This is a genomic window from Paenibacillus vulneris (assembly GCF_039543185.1).
GTDB lineage: Bacteria > Bacillota > Bacilli > Paenibacillales > NBRC-103111 > Paenibacillus_S > Paenibacillus_S vulneris.
In genome coordinates this window covers 1-15,279 of the sequence record NZ_BAABJG010000011.1, presented here as the reverse complement: position 1 = coordinate 15,279, position 15,279 = coordinate 1, and the positions used below count along the sequence as shown (strand labels likewise).

General features: G+C 47.5%; 17 protein-coding genes. 14 read left to right on the top strand and 3 right to left on the bottom strand.

The window, feature by feature from the left end; translation table 11 throughout:
* Positions 1 to 2: 2 nt before the first annotated feature.
* Entirely contained in the window at positions 3 to 872 is an 870-nt protein-coding gene (locus ABEA66_RS10995) for a YitT family protein (RefSeq protein ID WP_079910662.1), read from the bottom strand.
* 191 nt (positions 873 to 1,063) lie between these two features.
* Here ABEA66_RS10995 and ABEA66_RS10990 point away from each other — a divergent pair, with 191 nt between their 5' ends.
* The 14 genes from ABEA66_RS10990 (at position 1,064) to ABEA66_RS10925 (ending at position 14,290) form a co-directional block, all read left to right on the top strand.
* Positions 1,064 to 1,402, top strand: coding sequence for a nucleotide pyrophosphohydrolase (locus ABEA66_RS10990; protein ID WP_079910661.1), 339 nt, complete (start codon positions 1,064 to 1,066; stop codon positions 1,400 to 1,402).
* A gap of 39 nt (positions 1,403 to 1,441) precedes the next feature.
* Positions 1,442 to 1,966, top strand: coding sequence for a tetratricopeptide repeat protein (locus tag ABEA66_RS10985; RefSeq protein WP_345587588.1), 525 nt, complete (start codon positions 1,442 to 1,444; stop codon positions 1,964 to 1,966).
* Positions 1,967 to 2,006: 40 nt separating this feature from the next.
* Positions 2,007 to 2,810 (top strand): 4-hydroxy-tetrahydrodipicolinate reductase, encoded by an 804-nt coding sequence (dapB, locus tag ABEA66_RS10980; RefSeq protein ID WP_345587587.1) that lies wholly within the window; start codon positions 2,007 to 2,009, stop codon positions 2,808 to 2,810.
* 85 nt (positions 2,811 to 2,895) lie between these two features.
* Complete coding sequence (mgsA, locus tag ABEA66_RS10975) at positions 2,896 to 3,321, top strand: methylglyoxal synthase (RefSeq protein ID WP_079910658.1); 426 nt, start codon at positions 2,896 to 2,898, stop codon at positions 3,319 to 3,321.
* Positions 3,318 to 4,016 (top strand): bacillithiol biosynthesis deacetylase BshB1, encoded by a 699-nt coding sequence (gene bshB1, locus ABEA66_RS10970; RefSeq protein WP_345587586.1) that lies wholly within the window; start codon positions 3,318 to 3,320, stop codon positions 4,014 to 4,016. The genes mgsA and bshB1 overlap by 4 nt, the downstream gene beginning before the upstream one ends.
* A gap of 26 nt (positions 4,017 to 4,042) precedes the next feature.
* Positions 4,043 to 5,212 carry an N-acetyl-alpha-D-glucosaminyl L-malate synthase BshA gene (bshA, locus tag ABEA66_RS10965; RefSeq protein ID WP_345587585.1) on the top strand — a complete coding sequence of 390 codons (1,170 nt, stop codon included), beginning with the start codon at positions 4,043 to 4,045 and terminating at the stop codon, positions 5,210 to 5,212.
* A gap of 14 nt (positions 5,213 to 5,226) precedes the next feature.
* Entirely contained in the window at positions 5,227 to 6,507 is a 1,281-nt protein-coding gene (locus tag ABEA66_RS10960; protein ID WP_345587584.1) for a CCA tRNA nucleotidyltransferase, read from the top strand.
* Positions 6,508 to 6,512: 5 nt separating this feature from the next.
* A complete protein-coding gene (locus ABEA66_RS10955; RefSeq protein WP_345587582.1) occupies positions 6,513 to 7,511 on the top strand; it encodes a biotin--[acetyl-CoA-carboxylase] ligase in 999 nt (332 codons plus the stop codon).
* A gap of 274 nt (positions 7,512 to 7,785) precedes the next feature.
* Positions 7,786 to 8,640 carry a 3-methyl-2-oxobutanoate hydroxymethyltransferase gene (gene panB, locus ABEA66_RS10950; protein ID WP_345587581.1) on the top strand — a complete coding sequence of 285 codons (855 nt, stop codon included), beginning with the start codon at positions 7,786 to 7,788 and terminating at the stop codon, positions 8,638 to 8,640.
* A gap of 15 nt (positions 8,641 to 8,655) precedes the next feature.
* A complete protein-coding gene (gene panC / locus ABEA66_RS10945; RefSeq protein WP_345587580.1) occupies positions 8,656 to 9,519 on the top strand; it encodes a pantoate--beta-alanine ligase in 864 nt (287 codons plus the stop codon).
* Positions 9,520 to 9,653: 134 nt separating this feature from the next.
* The gene (gene panD, locus ABEA66_RS10940) at positions 9,654 to 10,037 is read left to right on the top strand and encodes an aspartate 1-decarboxylase (protein ID WP_079910652.1); all 384 of its coding nucleotides are present in this window, start codon (positions 9,654 to 9,656) and stop codon (positions 10,035 to 10,037) included.
* Between the two features lie 63 nt (positions 10,038 to 10,100).
* A complete protein-coding gene (locus tag ABEA66_RS10935) occupies positions 10,101 to 10,733 on the top strand; it encodes a tetratricopeptide repeat protein (protein WP_079910651.1) in 633 nt (210 codons plus the stop codon).
* A gap of 87 nt (positions 10,734 to 10,820) precedes the next feature.
* On the top strand, positions 10,821 to 13,673 hold the full coding sequence (gene dinG, locus ABEA66_RS10930) for an ATP-dependent DNA helicase DinG (protein ID WP_345587578.1): 2,853 nt from the start codon (positions 10,821 to 10,823) through the stop codon (positions 13,671 to 13,673).
* Complete coding sequence (locus ABEA66_RS10925) at positions 13,670 to 14,290, top strand: redox-sensing transcriptional repressor Rex (RefSeq protein WP_079910649.1); 621 nt, start codon at positions 13,670 to 13,672, stop codon at positions 14,288 to 14,290. The genes dinG and ABEA66_RS10925 overlap by 4 nt, the downstream gene beginning before the upstream one ends.
* Before the next feature lie 75 nt (positions 14,291 to 14,365).
* Here ABEA66_RS10925 and ABEA66_RS36315 read toward each other — a convergent pair whose 3' ends face one another.
* Both ABEA66_RS36315 and ABEA66_RS10920 read right to left on the bottom strand, forming a co-directional pair.
* Entirely contained in the window at positions 14,366 to 14,659 is a 294-nt protein-coding gene (locus ABEA66_RS36315) for an IS3 family transposase (protein WP_377768326.1), read from the bottom strand.
* On the bottom strand, positions 14,602 to 15,279 hold a 678-nt coding region (locus tag ABEA66_RS10920; protein WP_345587577.1), incomplete at its 5' end, for an IS3 family transposase. The genes ABEA66_RS36315 and ABEA66_RS10920, both read right to left, overlap by 58 nt.

The following is a 15,279-nucleotide window of genomic DNA, read 5'->3' as shown; positions in this document are numbered from 1 at the left end:
CGTTACTCCGGCTTAAAGCCTTCACCGACTACGTCGTGAACCTCGTTAATGATGATAAAAGCGCGAGGATCGATGGAACGGGCGAGGTCTTTAAGCTTTTTCATTTCTTGACGGTACACCACGCAGTAAACCATATGCTTATGTGTTTTGGAGAAAGCTCCTACTGCCGGAATCAAGGTTGCCCCACGATCCATGGTTTCTGTTATTTTGGCGGCAATTTCCTCCGCTTGATCGGTTATGATAGTAAATGCTCTTGCCGCGTAAGCTCCCTCAATAATGATGTCGATAACTTTGGATGTAATAAAAACAACCACAAAGGTGTATAAGATTTTTTCTTTCGGAATGAAGAAGAAGGACGAGCCGATGACAAGACAATCAAAGGCAAGCACCACTTGGCCCATGCTCCAGCCCAAGTACCTTTTACCGATGGTCGCTATAATATCCGACCCTCCTGTTGTACCCCCGTTCCGAAACACCAAGCCTAATCCAACTCCCAAGGTTACCCCTGCGTAAGCTGTAGCCAGAAAGTAATCGTGCTCAGACCGAAAAGGAACGAGCCACCCGCTGTGAATCAGCTGTTCCATAATCCATAGAAAAAAGGAAAGGGAGACCGTTCCGACGATCGTATTGATCATGGTCTGCTTGCCGAGCACCTTAAGTCCAACATAAAATAAGGGGATGTTAATGACCAGCGTCGTCACAGAAGGCGGGAAGTGAAAGATATAGTTTAGCAGCAGTGCAATGCCTGTGATTCCACCTTCCATCAATTCGTTGGAAATGACAAAATAATGCAAGCCGAACGCATAAATGGCTGTACCCAGCATGATAGGCAAGAAGCTTTTTGCCCTCTGAATCAGGTTTTCGGATACCATAAAAACATAGCCTCCCTGGCATAAAATGATCGATAAGTGCCTTCTTCTGCTGCAAGATTTTATCTAGTATACCTTATCTTTTGGCAAAAAAAAATTTGTCATCCCTAGATGTTTGCGATAACATGGTAATTGGAATCAATATGTAGTATGGTATGGATATAGTTATGGACAAGGCTGGTGAGGATGACAAAATGGCAGAACGTTCGTTGAAAGAGCTGCAGCAGGAAGTGGACCGCTACATATCGCAATTTAAAGAAGGATATTTCAGCCCTCTCTCCATGCTTGCACGTATGACGGAAGAAGTAGGCGAGCTGGCCCGTGAGGTGAATCACCAATTCGGTGAAAAGCCCAAAAAGGCGTCAGAAGAGGATAATTCCATTGAATTGGAGCTTGGAGATATTTTGTTTATAACCATCTGCTTCGCGAATTCTCTTGGCATTGATCTGACAGAGGCACATGATAAGATCATGCATAAATTTCAGACCCGGGATGCGAACCGATGGACGAAAATAAACACCGATAACGAGTAAGGGTCATATGCTGTACCATCACCTTTTTCATAAAGGAGGGTGGGGCAGTTGAACGGAAAAGAGCTGATCAAGAAAGCGTACGAAGCCATTCTAAACCATGACTTTGAACTGGCAATGGAATGGTTTGATCAGGCGATAGCATTGGAGCCTGACAACGCCTCTTATCATTATAGATTGTCTATTACTTATGCCAGAAGCAACAAGTTAAGTAAAGCGATCGAGCATGCCGAACAGGCAATCCGATTGGACCCTGAGGAGGAGCACTATCATTACCACCTTCAGCATTTAAAGGCCAAGGAGATCGTTCAGAAAGCGGAGCTATATATTGATGATTCCGAAGATAAAGCCTGGATAGCCATCGCTTTGTTAAAGCAGGCTGTGGCTTTGGATTCCTTGTCCTCAGAAGCGTATTTGATGCTGGGGATTGCCTATTCGCATGTGAAGGAGTACAGCTTGGCCATTCAGGCCATAAGAGAGCTATTGAAGCTGGATCCGCAGCATGAAATGGGAATTGAACTGCTGGAGCAGTACAGACAACAATTGAAGCAATATATGAAATCATAGCGGCAACTTATTATGGGTGAATGAAAGGAAAGAGAAAGATATGAGTCGAATTCGAGTGGCGGTAGCGGGTGCTAGCGGAAGAATGGGCCGCGAGGTAGTGAAGATGGTATTGCAGGATCCGGAGCTGGAATTGGTAGCGGCAGTCAGCCGTTCGTCCGATCCCAAGCTGGATGCGGGTCGCCTAGTAGGCCTGGACCCTTGCGGCATTCTGATGAGCAATGACCTGGAGATGGCTTTAGTTGAGGGCAAGCCGGACGTGCTGGTTGATTTCACAACGCCGCAGTCGGCATTTCAGCATACAGCATTGGCTATCCGCCACAAGGTCCGTCCTGTCATGGGAACCACCGGTTTCACTCCGCAGGATATTGAAAACTTGGACGAGCAATGCAAGCAGCAGGGCATCGGTGGCATTATTGCTCCGAATTTCTCCATCGGCGCTATATTAATGATGAAATTTGCTGCTCAAGCTGCAAAATATATGCCTCACTTGGAAATAATTGAGTATCATGGCGACCAAAAGCTGGATGCTCCATCGGGCACGGCTGTCAAAACGGCAGAGCTTATTTCGCAAAATCGCCAAGAGCTGCGCCAAGGCAATCCGAATGAGGAAGAAACTATTGAAGGTTCGCGCGGCGGATTATACAATGGGTTCAGAATACATAGCGTGCGCCTGCCAGGTGTATTCGCTCAGCAGGAGGTTATATTCGGAGCCTTCGGACAAACATTGAAAATTCGTCATGATTCTTACGATCGTGCCGGTTACATGCCTGGCGTCAATGTAGCCGTTAAAAAGGTTATGGAATTTACAGGTATGGTGTACGGCTTTGAACATTTTATAGATTAAACTTTAACGGACTAAGGACTTTGGAATCCGCGATTAGGGGTTCTATGTCCTTGTTTTGTAAGTAATGCGAAGGAGCAGGTAGACAATGTCTTTAAAAATTGCGTTGATCGCACACGATAGAAAAAAAGAAGAGATGGTAAACTTCGTAACAGCGTACGAGACTGTATTCTCACATCATGAATTATTCGCTACTGGGACTACAGGTACACGTATTATGGAAAATACGCAATTGCAGGTGCATCGTTTCATGTCAGGTCCTCTTGGGGGAGACCAGCAGATTGGAGCCATGGTCGCAACCAATGAGATGGATCTGATCATTTTCTTGCGGGATCCGTTAATGGCACAGCCTCACGAGCCCGATATTATTGCATTGCTTCGTCTATGCGACGTACAAGGAATCCCGGTAGCAACCAATATTGCGACTGCGGAAATTTTGGTAAAGGCGCTTGATCGCGGCGATTTTGCCTGGAGAGAGCTGGTACATAAATATAAGCCGGGTATCGACGAATGACCGAGACACTGGATATTCTTATCTTTGGCGCGCATCCCGACGATGCGGAGATCGGAATGGGCGGAACGATTTATAAGCACACGGCGGCAGGCTATCGTGTAGGAATATGCGATTTGAGTTATGCCGAGATGTCTTCGAATGGTACCGTAGAGATTCGGCAGCAGGAAGCGGCCAAGGCTTCCGAGATCTTGAAGCTATCTGTGCGGAGCAATCTGGGATTGCCAGACCGCGGGTTATGGATCGGACCTGAGCCGATAGCCGCGATTACGAGAGAAATTCGCAAGTACAAGCCCAAAATCGTATTTGCCCCGTATTGGGAGGATCGGCACCCGGACCATATAGCCTGCAGCAAGCTGGTACAAGAAGCGGTATTTAATGCCAAGCTTCGCAGGTATGAACCGGATACGCCGTCGCATACAGTAGACCAATTGTATTTTTATTTTATCAACGATGTCGCCGAGTCCGATCTTCTGGTCGATATTTCAGATTGCCATGAGAATAAGATGGAAGCGCTAAAGGCTTACCGGACTCAATTCGAAGCGGTGGGCGCGAACAATGATTTTGTGCAAACTCCGCTAAATCAGGGCTATCTGGAGAGAGTGGAAGCCAAGGACCGAATGTTAGGTCAAAAGAAAATGATCCCTTATGCAGAAGGCTTCATCACTAAGTTACCTTATATGGTTGACTTATTTTAATACGAAAAGGCAAGGGAGGAAGCCGTGTGAAGGAACGGTTAAAAATTGGCATCACCTGTTATCCTACGCTGGGCGGTTCAGGTGTTGTTGCGACTGAGCTCGGCAAGCTGCTTGCCGAAAAAGGTCATGAGGTTCATTTTATTACGCATAGCATGCCTTTCCGTCTAGGAAAGTTCGATAAAAATATATTTTATCATGAAGTGGAAGTTAATGATTATTATGTATTTAAATATCCTCCGTATGATCTGTCTCTGGCCAGCAAGCTGGCTCAGGTGATCCAGCATCAGGAATTGGATCTGCTTCATGTTCATTATGCGATTCCTCACGCGGTATGCGCTCTGCTCGCCAAGCAGATGGTCAATGACCGGATTAAGGTTGTGACGACGCTGCATGGAACGGATATTACCGTATTAGCCCAGGACGAATCATTAAGTGATCTGATCCGATATGCGATCAATCGAAGTGATGCGGTTACGGCCGTATCGCAGGATTTGATACAAGAAACCCGAAAGCTGTTATCGATTGAGAAGCCGATTGATCTGGCCTATAATTTTGTTGATAAAAGAGTATATTATCCTCGGGATGTTGCTGCTCTGCGCAAGGAATTTGCCCATCCTGATGAAAAAATATTAATTCATATTTCTAATTTCCGGCCTGTCAAGCGGGTTACCGATGTTGTGGACATTTTCGACCGCGTCAGCAAAGACGTACCGTCCAGACTTTTGTTTGTCGGCGAGGGACCGGAGCTATCCAAGGTGCTGTGCCAAGTCAAGGAACGCGGATTATTGGACCGGGTTTCGTTCTGTGGAAAGCAAGATGACGTAGCCCAATTGCTGTCTCTCAGCGATGTCATGCTGCTGCCTTCGGAGAAGGAAAGCTTCGGCCTCGTGGCTCTGGAAGCGATGGCATGCGGAGTTCCTACTGTTGCTTCCAATGCCGGAGGCATTCCGGAGCTGATCACTCATGGAGAAACCGGTTTCTTGGCGAATATCGGTGATGTCGAGCAAATGGCTCAATACACAAGGAGCCTGCTGACGGATCAAGCCATGTATGAGCGAATGAAGGAAGCTTGTCTGCACAGAGCGCGCTATACCTTCTGTAATGATCTTATTACTCGTCAATATGAAGAAATCTATTATCGTGTCCTTGAGCGTCCGCTGCCGGATGAATTGAAGAAAAAGCCACTGAATTGTTAATACGGAGGATCGGCATGAAGGATTCGCTAGAGCAAGGAGCTTTTACGATTATTGAAACGCTTCTGGATAACGGATACGAGGCTTATCTGGTTGGGGGCTGCGTACGTGACAAGCAGTTGAACAGACGGGTTAAGGACTATGATATTGCGACATCAGCGTTACCCGAACGCGTGGAACGGCTGTTTGCAAGAACGATTCCGACCGGACTCCAGCACGGAACGGTTACGGTAGTTATCGACGGGCAGCCTTATGAAGTAACGACCTTCCGCAAAGAAGACGCCTATGAGAATTACAGAAGACCCACGGAGGTTCAGTACATAGATAGCCTGGTTGAAGACCTGCAGAGAAGAGATTTTACTATGAATGCTATGGCCATAGACCACGAGGGAAGGCTGCTGGATCCCTTCCACGGTATGGAGGATCTGAGCAACGGTATACTTCGGTGCGTTGGCGAAGCGGGCGAACGGTTCCAGGAGGATGCTCTTCGGATGCTGCGCTGCGTTCGTTTTGCGGCGGAATATCAATTAAGCATAGAAGAGCGAACTTGGGCCGCCTTGCTGGATAATGCTCCTTTGCTAAAGCATATTGCAATGGAGCGCGTCAGAATGGAGCTGGAGCGCATGATGTCGGGCGCTTCGCCCAGCCTCGCATTGGAGCTTTTGGCTTCCAGTCAACTATTGCAGCACACGAAAATTCCGCTGCTGCTGGCTGGAATCCATAAGGTGACGAAGCTGAACAATGTCTCCCAGTTGAACGCTCCTATGGAGTGCTGGGCTTATCTTTACCTCCTATTGGAAGCTGAACAGCAATCAGCTGAAGAAGAACTTCGTCAGCTGACATTTTCCAAGCAGCAGGTTGATGCTGTCAAGCTGCCGTTAGCTGCCGCGGAGTTCATGGCGAGTGGGCTTGGCTCTGGCTCCATTGAGGAGCTGGAACGGCAGTGGAAGCTGGCGGTAATTCAATACGGCAAGGACGCGATGATAACCTTGGCGCACATTTTAACGGTTGATCCGGCGGCTTCGGAGAGCAAAGGATTGACAGGTTCTGCGGGCCGTATTCTGGGTCAGCAAGGACTGCATTGGCTGGAAGAAATCCCGGTAGACAAGCTGTCCGGCCTGCATATCAGCGGGGGAGAAGTTATCAGCCGCATGGCTGTACCGGCAGGACCGTGGGTCGCTAACGTGCTTCAGCAGCTCTTGAGGGAAGCGGCGTTAGGTTCCCTCGCTAATGAAAAGGACGTTCTACTGGATAGAGCGGAGCAGATTTATAAAGAACATTATTCTTCAGGAACGTGATAAAGATGTCAATCCATGAACAACTAATCCGAATATTTGAGGACCAGCCTCAGCAGTTTCTCTCGGGTGAGGAGCTGAGCACGAAGCTCAACTGCAGCCGAACCGCCATATGGAAGCATATCGAGAGACTGCGACAGGAAGGATATGAGTTCGAGGCTGTCTCCCGAAAAGGGTACCGGCTTACCTCCAAGCCGGAAAAGCTGGATGTGCAAGCGATTCAGAACCGGTTGGAAACCAAAGTATTAGGAAGAACGATGTTTTACTATGACGAAGTAGATTCCACTCAGATTGTGGCCCGCGAGCGAATCGCTCAAGGGGCGGAGGAAGGTACCCTCGTCGTTGCCGAGCTGCAGACAGCGGGACGGGGAAGGCTGGGCCGGAAATGGCATTCCCCCAAAGGGAAAGGTCTATGGATGAGCCTGGTGCTTAAGCCGCGAATCCCGCTGCATTTTACCCCTCAGCTCACTCTTCTTATTGCTGTAGCTCTATGCCGTTCATTAAGACAGTCAACAGGACTGCCTATCGGGATCAAATGGCCAAATGACCTCTTAATTGAAGGGAAGAAGATAAGCGGTATTTTGCTGGAGTCTAGTGCCGAGGATGAGAATCTGCACTATGTGGTTGCCGGTATAGGGATCGGCGTGAATCTCACACAAGAAGATTATCCGGATGACGAACTTCGGGCAAAAGCTACTTCTCTTGCGATAGAGTCAGGCAAGAAATGGGACCGGACCGAGATTTTGTGCCAATTTTTAAAAGAGCTGGAGCTGGTCTATGATCTGTATCATGAACAAGGCTTTGGCCCCATCAAGCTGCTATGGGAGGCGCTAAGCGTATCCTTGCATCGCACGATCACTTGTCATACGCCAAGAGGACAAGCCGTGGGCTATGCGGTTGGAATCGATGATTCCGGCGCTTTATCCGTTCGTCTGCCTGACGGCAGCATGACTCTGTGGTATTCCGGAGATATTGAATTATCGCCGGCGACCCACGATTCTTTGTGACAAATAAGTGTATTCGAAATATGAAATGTCTGGTATAATGTTCTCTACAAGGCGATATCCTTTGTGAATTGCACTTGTTATGAACGATGGCATCAAACAATTTCATAGCTGTATCCTGAAATATGTCGGATTCTGCTCTGAGCCTTACGGACCGAGACAGAAGGATCATATGATTTTTTTTGCCATGTGAACCTTTTAGCTCCCGTAGACTAAAAGGTTTTTTTGTTCATACTAAGGGAACACGACCAAAAAGCTGAGGGAAGGTGTGGATAACATGGAAAAGCGGAGACCGGTTACTACAGCAAAATTGAAAAAAATGAAAGAGGATCGCGTACCGATTTCAATGATCACGGCTTACGATTATCCTTCTGCCAAATTAGCGGAGGAAGCCGGGGTTGATGTCATTCTGGTGGGGGATTCTCTAGGGAATGTCGTGCTCGGCTACGATTCGACGATTCCTGTAACTATTGAAGATATGATTTATCACTCCAGAGCGGTCGCGAGGGCAGCACAATCCGCCTTTGTCGTTACGGATTTGCCTTTTATGACTTATCACGGAAGCATAGATACTACGATTCGCAATGCCGCCCGGATTATGCAGGAAGGGGCAGCTAAAGCGGTTAAGATGGAAGGCGGAGTCGAAATTGCCGAGGCGGTATCCGTTCTCACCCGGTCAGGGATTCCTGTCATGGGTCATATCGGACTGACGCCGCAATCCATTCATCAAATCGGAGGATATAAGATTCAAGGGAAAAATTCCGCCCAGGCTCAGAAGCTGCTGGAGGAGGCCAAAGCATTGGAGCAGGCAGGCGCTTTTGCTGTTGTCCTGGAGCTTGTCACCGAACAGCTGGCTGAGCATATAAGCAACGAAATATCCATTCCAACGATCGGCATCGGTGCAGGCCCGCATTGCGATGGACAGGTATTGGTATTTCATGATGCTCTGGGTTATGGATCCGATATCGTTCCTAAACGGTTTGTCAAAGAATTCGCAAATGTCGGCAGCATCATAAGGGAGGGAATCAAGCAGTATGTAGATGAGGTTAAGCATCGCCAATTCCCGCTTGCCGAGCACTCCTTCCAAATGGAAGATGAAGTTGCGGAATTTTTATATGGGTCCAAGAAATAAGACGGAGGTCTACTTATGCAAATCATTCATCATATCAAAGAGCTGAGGCAAGCGGTGCGTGATGCAAGAGCATCCCGTCGTGAACTCACTGTCGGATTCGTCCCAACCATGGGATACTTACATCAGGGTCATGCAAGCCTGCTGGAAGCCGCTCGTAAGCAATGTGACCTGGTGGTACTGAGTATTTTTGTCAACCCGCTTCAATTTGGCCCGAATGAAGATTTGGCCCGATATCCGCGGGATGAAGAGCGGGATTTGGCGGTGGCCAAGGCGACCGGTACCGATATCGTATTTTTCCCTTCAGTTGAAGAGATGTACCCGCAGCCGACTAAAACAATCGTTTCTGTGAGCGGCGTGTCAGAACGTCTATGTGGAGCCTCGCGGCCGGGACATTTTGACGGTGTAGCAACCGTAGTTACTAAATTATTTAACATCGTTCAACCGGACTATGCCTTCTTCGGAATGAAGGATGCTCAGCAAATTGCGGTTATCCAGCAGATGGTTAATGATTTGAATATTCCGGTGGAGATCGTGCCATGCAAAATCGTCAGAGAGGAAGACGGTCTTGCTTTAAGCTCGAGAAATGTATATTTGCAGCCGGAAGAACGGGAGCAAGCTCTAGTGTTGTCTTCCGCTTTGAAGATGGCGGAGGAATTTGTGAAAGGGCATCAAGGTCCGCTTAAGGCAAGTGAGTTACAGGATGCCGTCAAACGGCATATTGCTCAGTCTCCTCTGGCAGAAATTGATTATGCCGACATATTAGCGTACCCGACGCTGGAGCCTGTTATTGATTTGCGTTCGGTTCCGGAATTTATTATAGCGCTTGCCGTAAAATTTGGTAAAACGCGTCTCATTGATAATACCATCATTCGCTGGTAATCTATGCTTACGAAGAAAGTTTTGCTAACGCAAAACTCAGCACATGCTTACGAAGAAAGTTTCGCCTGGGCGAAACTCAGCTCATGCTTACGAAGAAAGTTTTGCTAACGCAAAACTCTTAGGAGGTCACATCCATGTTCAGAACAATGCTTAAATCCAAAATCCACCGTGCGACGGTTACGGAAGCCAATCTCAATTATGTAGGAAGCATTACGATCGATGAAGATCTACTCGATATGCTCGACATGCTGCCGAACGAAAAGGTGCAAATTGTTAACAACAACAATGGAGCGCGTCTGGAAACTTACATTATTCCTGGTCCCAGAGGCTCCGGCGTGATCTGTTTGAATGGAGCGGCTGCAAGATTGGTTCAAGTGGGCGACACGGTCATTATTCTTTCTTATGTCATGCTTACAGATGAAGAAGCGCGCAATCATAAGCCTCAAGTAGCCATTATGGGTGAAAATAATAAGGTAATCAGCGTCATTAAAGAAGAAATTCATTCCACCGTACTGTAACGAATGAAAAGGGCTGTCGGGGCAAAAAATGAGGATATGCTCAGCTGAAGGTGGGATGCGTACATGTTCAAACATTTATTTGCCTCGATGAATGAAATGCTTGACGAAATTTCAGCACAGTTCGCAACCGCAACAGGTTCGAGAAAAAAAGAGCTCCAGGAAAAGCTTAGAGTGTTAAAGGCCATGAGCGACACCTTTATTGAAGAATGGCTTTTATTTGAAGAAAAGATGGCTTCGTTTCATCAGCAGCACCATCAAGAAAGCATACCGTCCAATGTATTGGATCCGGAATTGGGCGGCAAGCGGTCAGACGAATTTTTACGCGGCCAAGGATTTTATAAGCTGCTGATGTTCGACGAGGCTATAAGGGAATTTTCCGGAATCATTCGTAAATATCCTGATTTTACGCTGGCTCGTATTTATTTGGGGATGAGCTACCTGCGTAAAGGCGATACAGCTGAAAGCTATAATCATTTCCTCTTTACCTCCCAGTTGACCGATAACAACCAAATCCGCGCGATTTCTTATAATGCTATGGGGTGTATTCAAGCACAGAACCGAAATATGGACAAGGCGTTTGAATATTTTAATTTGGCCTTTCAGACGGATCCTTCCAGCGTCCAGCCTTTGGTAGATATGGGGCTGTGCAATGAAAGAAAAGGACAGCTTCAGTTCGTTCAGCACCCCAAACGATAGCTGAAGAATAAGTTTACTATTCCCTTTTCCCGATAGTATTGGTATTCTAATAAGAAGAGTGGGTATGAAGGGATTGACATTAAGGAAATGAAATTCGCGGTTTTGGATTTTGAAACGACCGGGAGTCAACCAACGGATCGCATTATCCAGGTGGGTCTCGTCATCATACAAGATGATCATATTTCGGATAGGTATACTTCACTCGTAAATCCCGGGATAAGTATACCTTCTTCTATAACAACGTTAACCGGTATTGATGATGAAATGGTTGCGGGTGCTCCCGAGCTTGATGTAGTCATCGGCCAGCTGGTGCCGCTATTGCAGGATGCCGTCCTTGTCGCTCACAACGTAGGATTTGATTTGGCATTTCTGCAAAGAGCGCTGGATGAGCACGGTTATTTTCCATTTGACGGAAGAGTGCTGGATACAATGGATTCCCTTCGGGTCCTGTTCCCGTCGCTGGCAAGCTTGCAGCTATCCATGGTAGCCCATGCATTTAACATAGAACATGAAAGGCCGCATCAAGCTGACAGTGACGCTGAAGTGACGGCCCTTATTTGGCTTCGCTGTATTGAGCGCTTTCAACAGCTTCCATTGATTGTTCTTCAGCGCTTGTCGATGATTTTTGACGAAGGGGCAACCGATTTCGGCTGGTTTATCCGTGAAATGAGAATGTATAAGGAAGCATTCCAGCCCATCGATACGGATGAAGCCAAGTACTACCGCCAATTTGCCATTAATGTGGAGGATTGGGGCGATGAAGAGCCGCTTCGCGAGGAAGGGGACGTTTCCGTTATCCCGGACGATTTTGCGGAGTTCTATGAGCAGTTAAAGCAGCTGCTCCGCCAAAGGTTCGAGTCCTACGAGGACCGCGAGGCACAGGTCAAAATGCTTGAGGAAGTGGAAGCCGCTTTCGAACAGAAGAAGCACCTGATGGTGGAGGCGGGAACGGGAACCGGCAAATCGTTGGGATATTTGATTCCTTCCCTGTACTATGGCTTGAAGCAGGATAAAAAGGTGCTGGTGAGTACCCATACGATCAACTTGCAGGAGCAGATTCGGGAGCGTGACATTCCCTTGCTGCACAGCTTGTTTCCTGTGCCATTCCGCGCCGCCGTTTTGAAGGGACGAAGCCACTATTTGTGCTTGCGCAAGTTTGAGCATAAAATGAATCTTCTTGATTTCGAGAACGGAAAAGAAGATCGGATTAATGCAGGGCAAATGCTGGTTTGGCTTAGTGAAACGAAAAGCGGAGACGAGGAAGAGCTGCATTTTGCGAACAAGGGTATGCAGTTCTGGCATACGGTTGCAAGCGATTCGGATTCCTGCTTGAACCGCGCATGTCCTTGGTTTCGCAAATGCTTTTATCATCGTGCGAAGCATGAAGCCAACACCGCCGATGTTATTATAACAAACCACTCGATGCTATTTACGGATACGAAGGCGGAGAACCGCCTCTTACCTAGCTACAAGCACCTTGTCATCGATGAAGCGCATCACTTTGAAGAAGTAGCCAGCAAGCATCTTGGGATTGAGCTTTTTTACGGGTCTTTCCTGAATACTCTATGGTGGTTATATAAGGACGGGCGAAGCGGACAGTTATCGACGCTGCATGCACGTCTGCAAAGGGAGCCTTCGGAGAAAGCGCAGTCCTGGTGCGAAACCATCGATGCCATCACCCCCAAGCTAGTGAAGATCAAGGAAGATTGGGATGAGCTCTCTGAGCTGCTGTACCAATTACTGGCGGTCCGCTCCGATCCTTCCCAGACGGAAGGAGGGCAGCTTGTCTACCGGATCAAAAAAGGGGAAACGCCGGCGGCATGGGACAAGCTGCTTGTACATGAGGATAACATTTATCTCAATGCGACAGAGGTATTGAAAAAGCTGGATAAGCTCCTTTCCGAAATGAAGGAAATGCAAGAGGAGCTGGATTTGCAAGGCACAGTTACCGATATCTCCGGGGCTGTCAAGGAGCTGTATCGTCAACGCGATAATTTGCATTTCTTCATGACGATGCCTGATGATAATTATGTTTATTGGCTGGAAGCGGGACAATTCAATAAGAGCAAGTCGCTGCAGCTGGTATGCGTACCTATCGATGTCAGCCCGATGCTGCAGCAGCAATTTTTCGATGTAAAGGATAGCGTCATTATGACGTCAGCCACTTTGTCTGTGGGCAAGTCCTTCGATTATACCGCCGAGCAGCTGGGACTGGATATCAAAGATACTGACGGCAAGCTGAAGACGGTACAGCTCCCGTCTCCGTTCAATTACCGCCAGCAGGCGCTGGTAGCGATACCGAGAGATTTCCCTAGTATTCGGGGAAATTCAGGGGAGAAGCAATTTGTCGATCATTTGACCCAGTCTCTGGCTGAAGTAGCTCTCGAGACCAAGGGGAGGATGCTCGTATTATTTACGTCCAATAGAATGCTGAAGCTTGCTCACGCGGCTTTAAAGGACGTTCTGAGCCCGTTCGGGATTCAAGTATTGGGACAGGGTGTCGACAGCAGTAATCGCAGCAAATTGACCCGATTATTCCAGAATAATCCCGCAAGCGTCTTGTTGGGAACGAGCAGCTTCTGGGAAGGAGTAGATATACCTGGAGATGCTCTTACGTGTCTGGCTATCGTCAGACTGCCATTCCAGCCGCCTAACCATCCCTTGGTGGAAGCCAAAACGGAAAATTTGAAAAAGCTGAATCAGAATGCTTTCATGAAGCTATCGGTTCCGCAAGCGGTGATCCGTTTCAAGCAAGGCTTCGGAAGATTGGTGCGGACGGCCAAGGACAAAGGCATTGTTATCATTTATGACACTCGCGTCATTGATACGACTTATGGGAAGTACTTTTTGTACTCGCTGCCCGGCCCCAAAATCGAACACATGCCAACCAAACAATTGGTATCAAGAATTAAGCAGTGGATGGGGGAAAACGGTGCATGAAAACATTAAAAATATCCGAAGCAGTGGTTCGAAGACTGCCTATTTATTTACGGTTTCTTAATGAACTGAGCAAGAAGAGCGTCCATACGGTATCCTCGCAGGATTTGGGTCAGAAGCTTGACTTGAATCCTGCGCAAATCCGCAAGGATTTAGCTTATTTCGGCGAGTTCGGCAAAAAAGGAATCGGTTACGATGTCGCTTATTTGATCGAAAAAATACGTCAAATTTTAAAGCTGGATAAGGTGATTCCGGTTGCTTTGGTCGGTGCGGGGAACTTGGGCCGGGCGTTGTGCAATTACAATGCTTATTTAAAGGACAATATGAAAATTGTTGCTGTGTTCGACGCTTCCGAGACTAAAGTAGGCGAATCCATCAACAATCTGAAGGTCAAGCCGATGAACGAGCTGAAGGAAACGATCCAATCGCTTCATGTTCGTATCGGGATCATTACCGTACCTGCGGCGGAAGCGCAAAATGTGGCTAATCAGTTCGTTGAGGCCGGGGTAGAAGCGATACTGAATTTTGCGCCAATGATTATCAAGGTACCCAATGAAATTCGGGTTCATCATGCGGATTTTACAACCGAGCTGCAAAGCTTAGCCTATTATTTGGATTGAATAAACGCGACGCTGCCGAAATATAAAAAAGCCTACAAATGGTCATACCCCTGTCAAGTAGACAAATGAAAAAAGCTACGCTGCCAGCGCGCATCGATATTCAATCGGTGCGCGTTGTTTTAATTTAGCTTGAAAGCGGTGGTAGTTGTAATAGTAAATGTATTCTTCCACCGCTTGCTGGATCTCCGCTCCTGAATTACACTGTTTAAGGTACAACTTCTCTGTTTTGAGATGCGAAAAGAAGGATTCGATGCATGCGTTATCCAGGCAGGTTGCTTTGCGAGAGTGGCTGCCTTTTACGCCGAATGCCTCTAATCGTGTGTTGTACGCCTGAGACGTATATTGGAAGCCCTGATCCGAATGGAGCACGGCTTCTCTCTTTTTCTTGTCCACTGCGTAACGGTATCAAGCACGAGCTGGACATCGTTACGTTCTGACAATTGCCAAGCGACTATCTCGTTGTTGAATAAATCTTGAATGACGGACAGATAATGAAAGTTGGTACCGTCAGAAATATATGTAATATCGGTCACCATTTTTTGTTGGGGCGCTGTGGCATGGAATTGACGCCTTAAACGATTCGGATACACAACAGAAGGGGTATAACTGGACTGTTTCCGCTTCTTTCGAATGACTGATTGGATCGATAACTCCCTCATCAATCGCCATACTTTCTTATGATTCACACTGTATCCTGCCTCCCACAAGGCGGTCGTCATACGAGGGTAGCCGAAGTCGGGATGCGCAAAATGAATGGCCATCATATGCTCCTTAATCTCATGATCCTTGTCTTGTCTTGCATTGCGCTGAGGCTGTGTGGCTCGCCATTTGTAATAACTGGACCGTGGTATTCCCGCGATGGCTAACAGGTCTGTAATGCCGTGCAGAGCGCGTAGATCCTCCATTATTTCATAGTTTTCCCGCTGACTGGGTGCTTCTCCTTTACTAGATTTGGATACCGCTTTTTTAAATAATCCACCTGCGCCTTC

Bases quoted from the DNA above. Each gene is read 5' to 3' on its own strand.
- ABEA66_RS10995 (WP_079910662.1), bottom strand. From the start codon at position 872: ATGGTATCCGAAAACCTGATTCAGAGGGCAAAAAGCTTCTTGCCTATC.
- ABEA66_RS10990 (WP_079910661.1), top strand. From the start codon at position 1,064: ATGGCAGAACGTTCGTTGAAAGAGCTGCAGCAGGAAGTGGACCGCTAC.
- dapB (WP_345587587.1), top strand. From the start codon at position 2,007: ATGAGTCGAATTCGAGTGGCGGTAGCGGGTGCTAGCGGAAGAATGGGC.
- mgsA (WP_079910658.1), top strand. From the start codon at position 2,896: ATGTCTTTAAAAATTGCGTTGATCGCACACGATAGAAAAAAAGAAGAG.
- bshB1 (WP_345587586.1), top strand. From the start codon at position 3,318: ATGACCGAGACACTGGATATTCTTATCTTTGGCGCGCATCCCGACGAT.
- ABEA66_RS10960 (WP_345587584.1), top strand. From the start codon at position 5,227: ATGAAGGATTCGCTAGAGCAAGGAGCTTTTACGATTATTGAAACGCTT.
- ABEA66_RS10955 (WP_345587582.1), top strand. From the start codon at position 6,513: ATGTCAATCCATGAACAACTAATCCGAATATTTGAGGACCAGCCTCAG.
- panB (WP_345587581.1), top strand. From the start codon at position 7,786: ATGGAAAAGCGGAGACCGGTTACTACAGCAAAATTGAAAAAAATGAAA.
- panC (WP_345587580.1), top strand. From the start codon at position 8,656: ATGCAAATCATTCATCATATCAAAGAGCTGAGGCAAGCGGTGCGTGAT.
- panD (WP_079910652.1), top strand. From the start codon at position 9,654: ATGTTCAGAACAATGCTTAAATCCAAAATCCACCGTGCGACGGTTACG.
- ABEA66_RS10935 (WP_079910651.1), top strand. From the start codon at position 10,101: ATGTTCAAACATTTATTTGCCTCGATGAATGAAATGCTTGACGAAATT.
- dinG (WP_345587578.1), top strand. From the start codon at position 10,821: ATGAAATTCGCGGTTTTGGATTTTGAAACGACCGGGAGTCAACCAACG.
- ABEA66_RS10925 (WP_079910649.1), top strand. From the start codon at position 13,670: ATGAAAACATTAAAAATATCCGAAGCAGTGGTTCGAAGACTGCCTATT.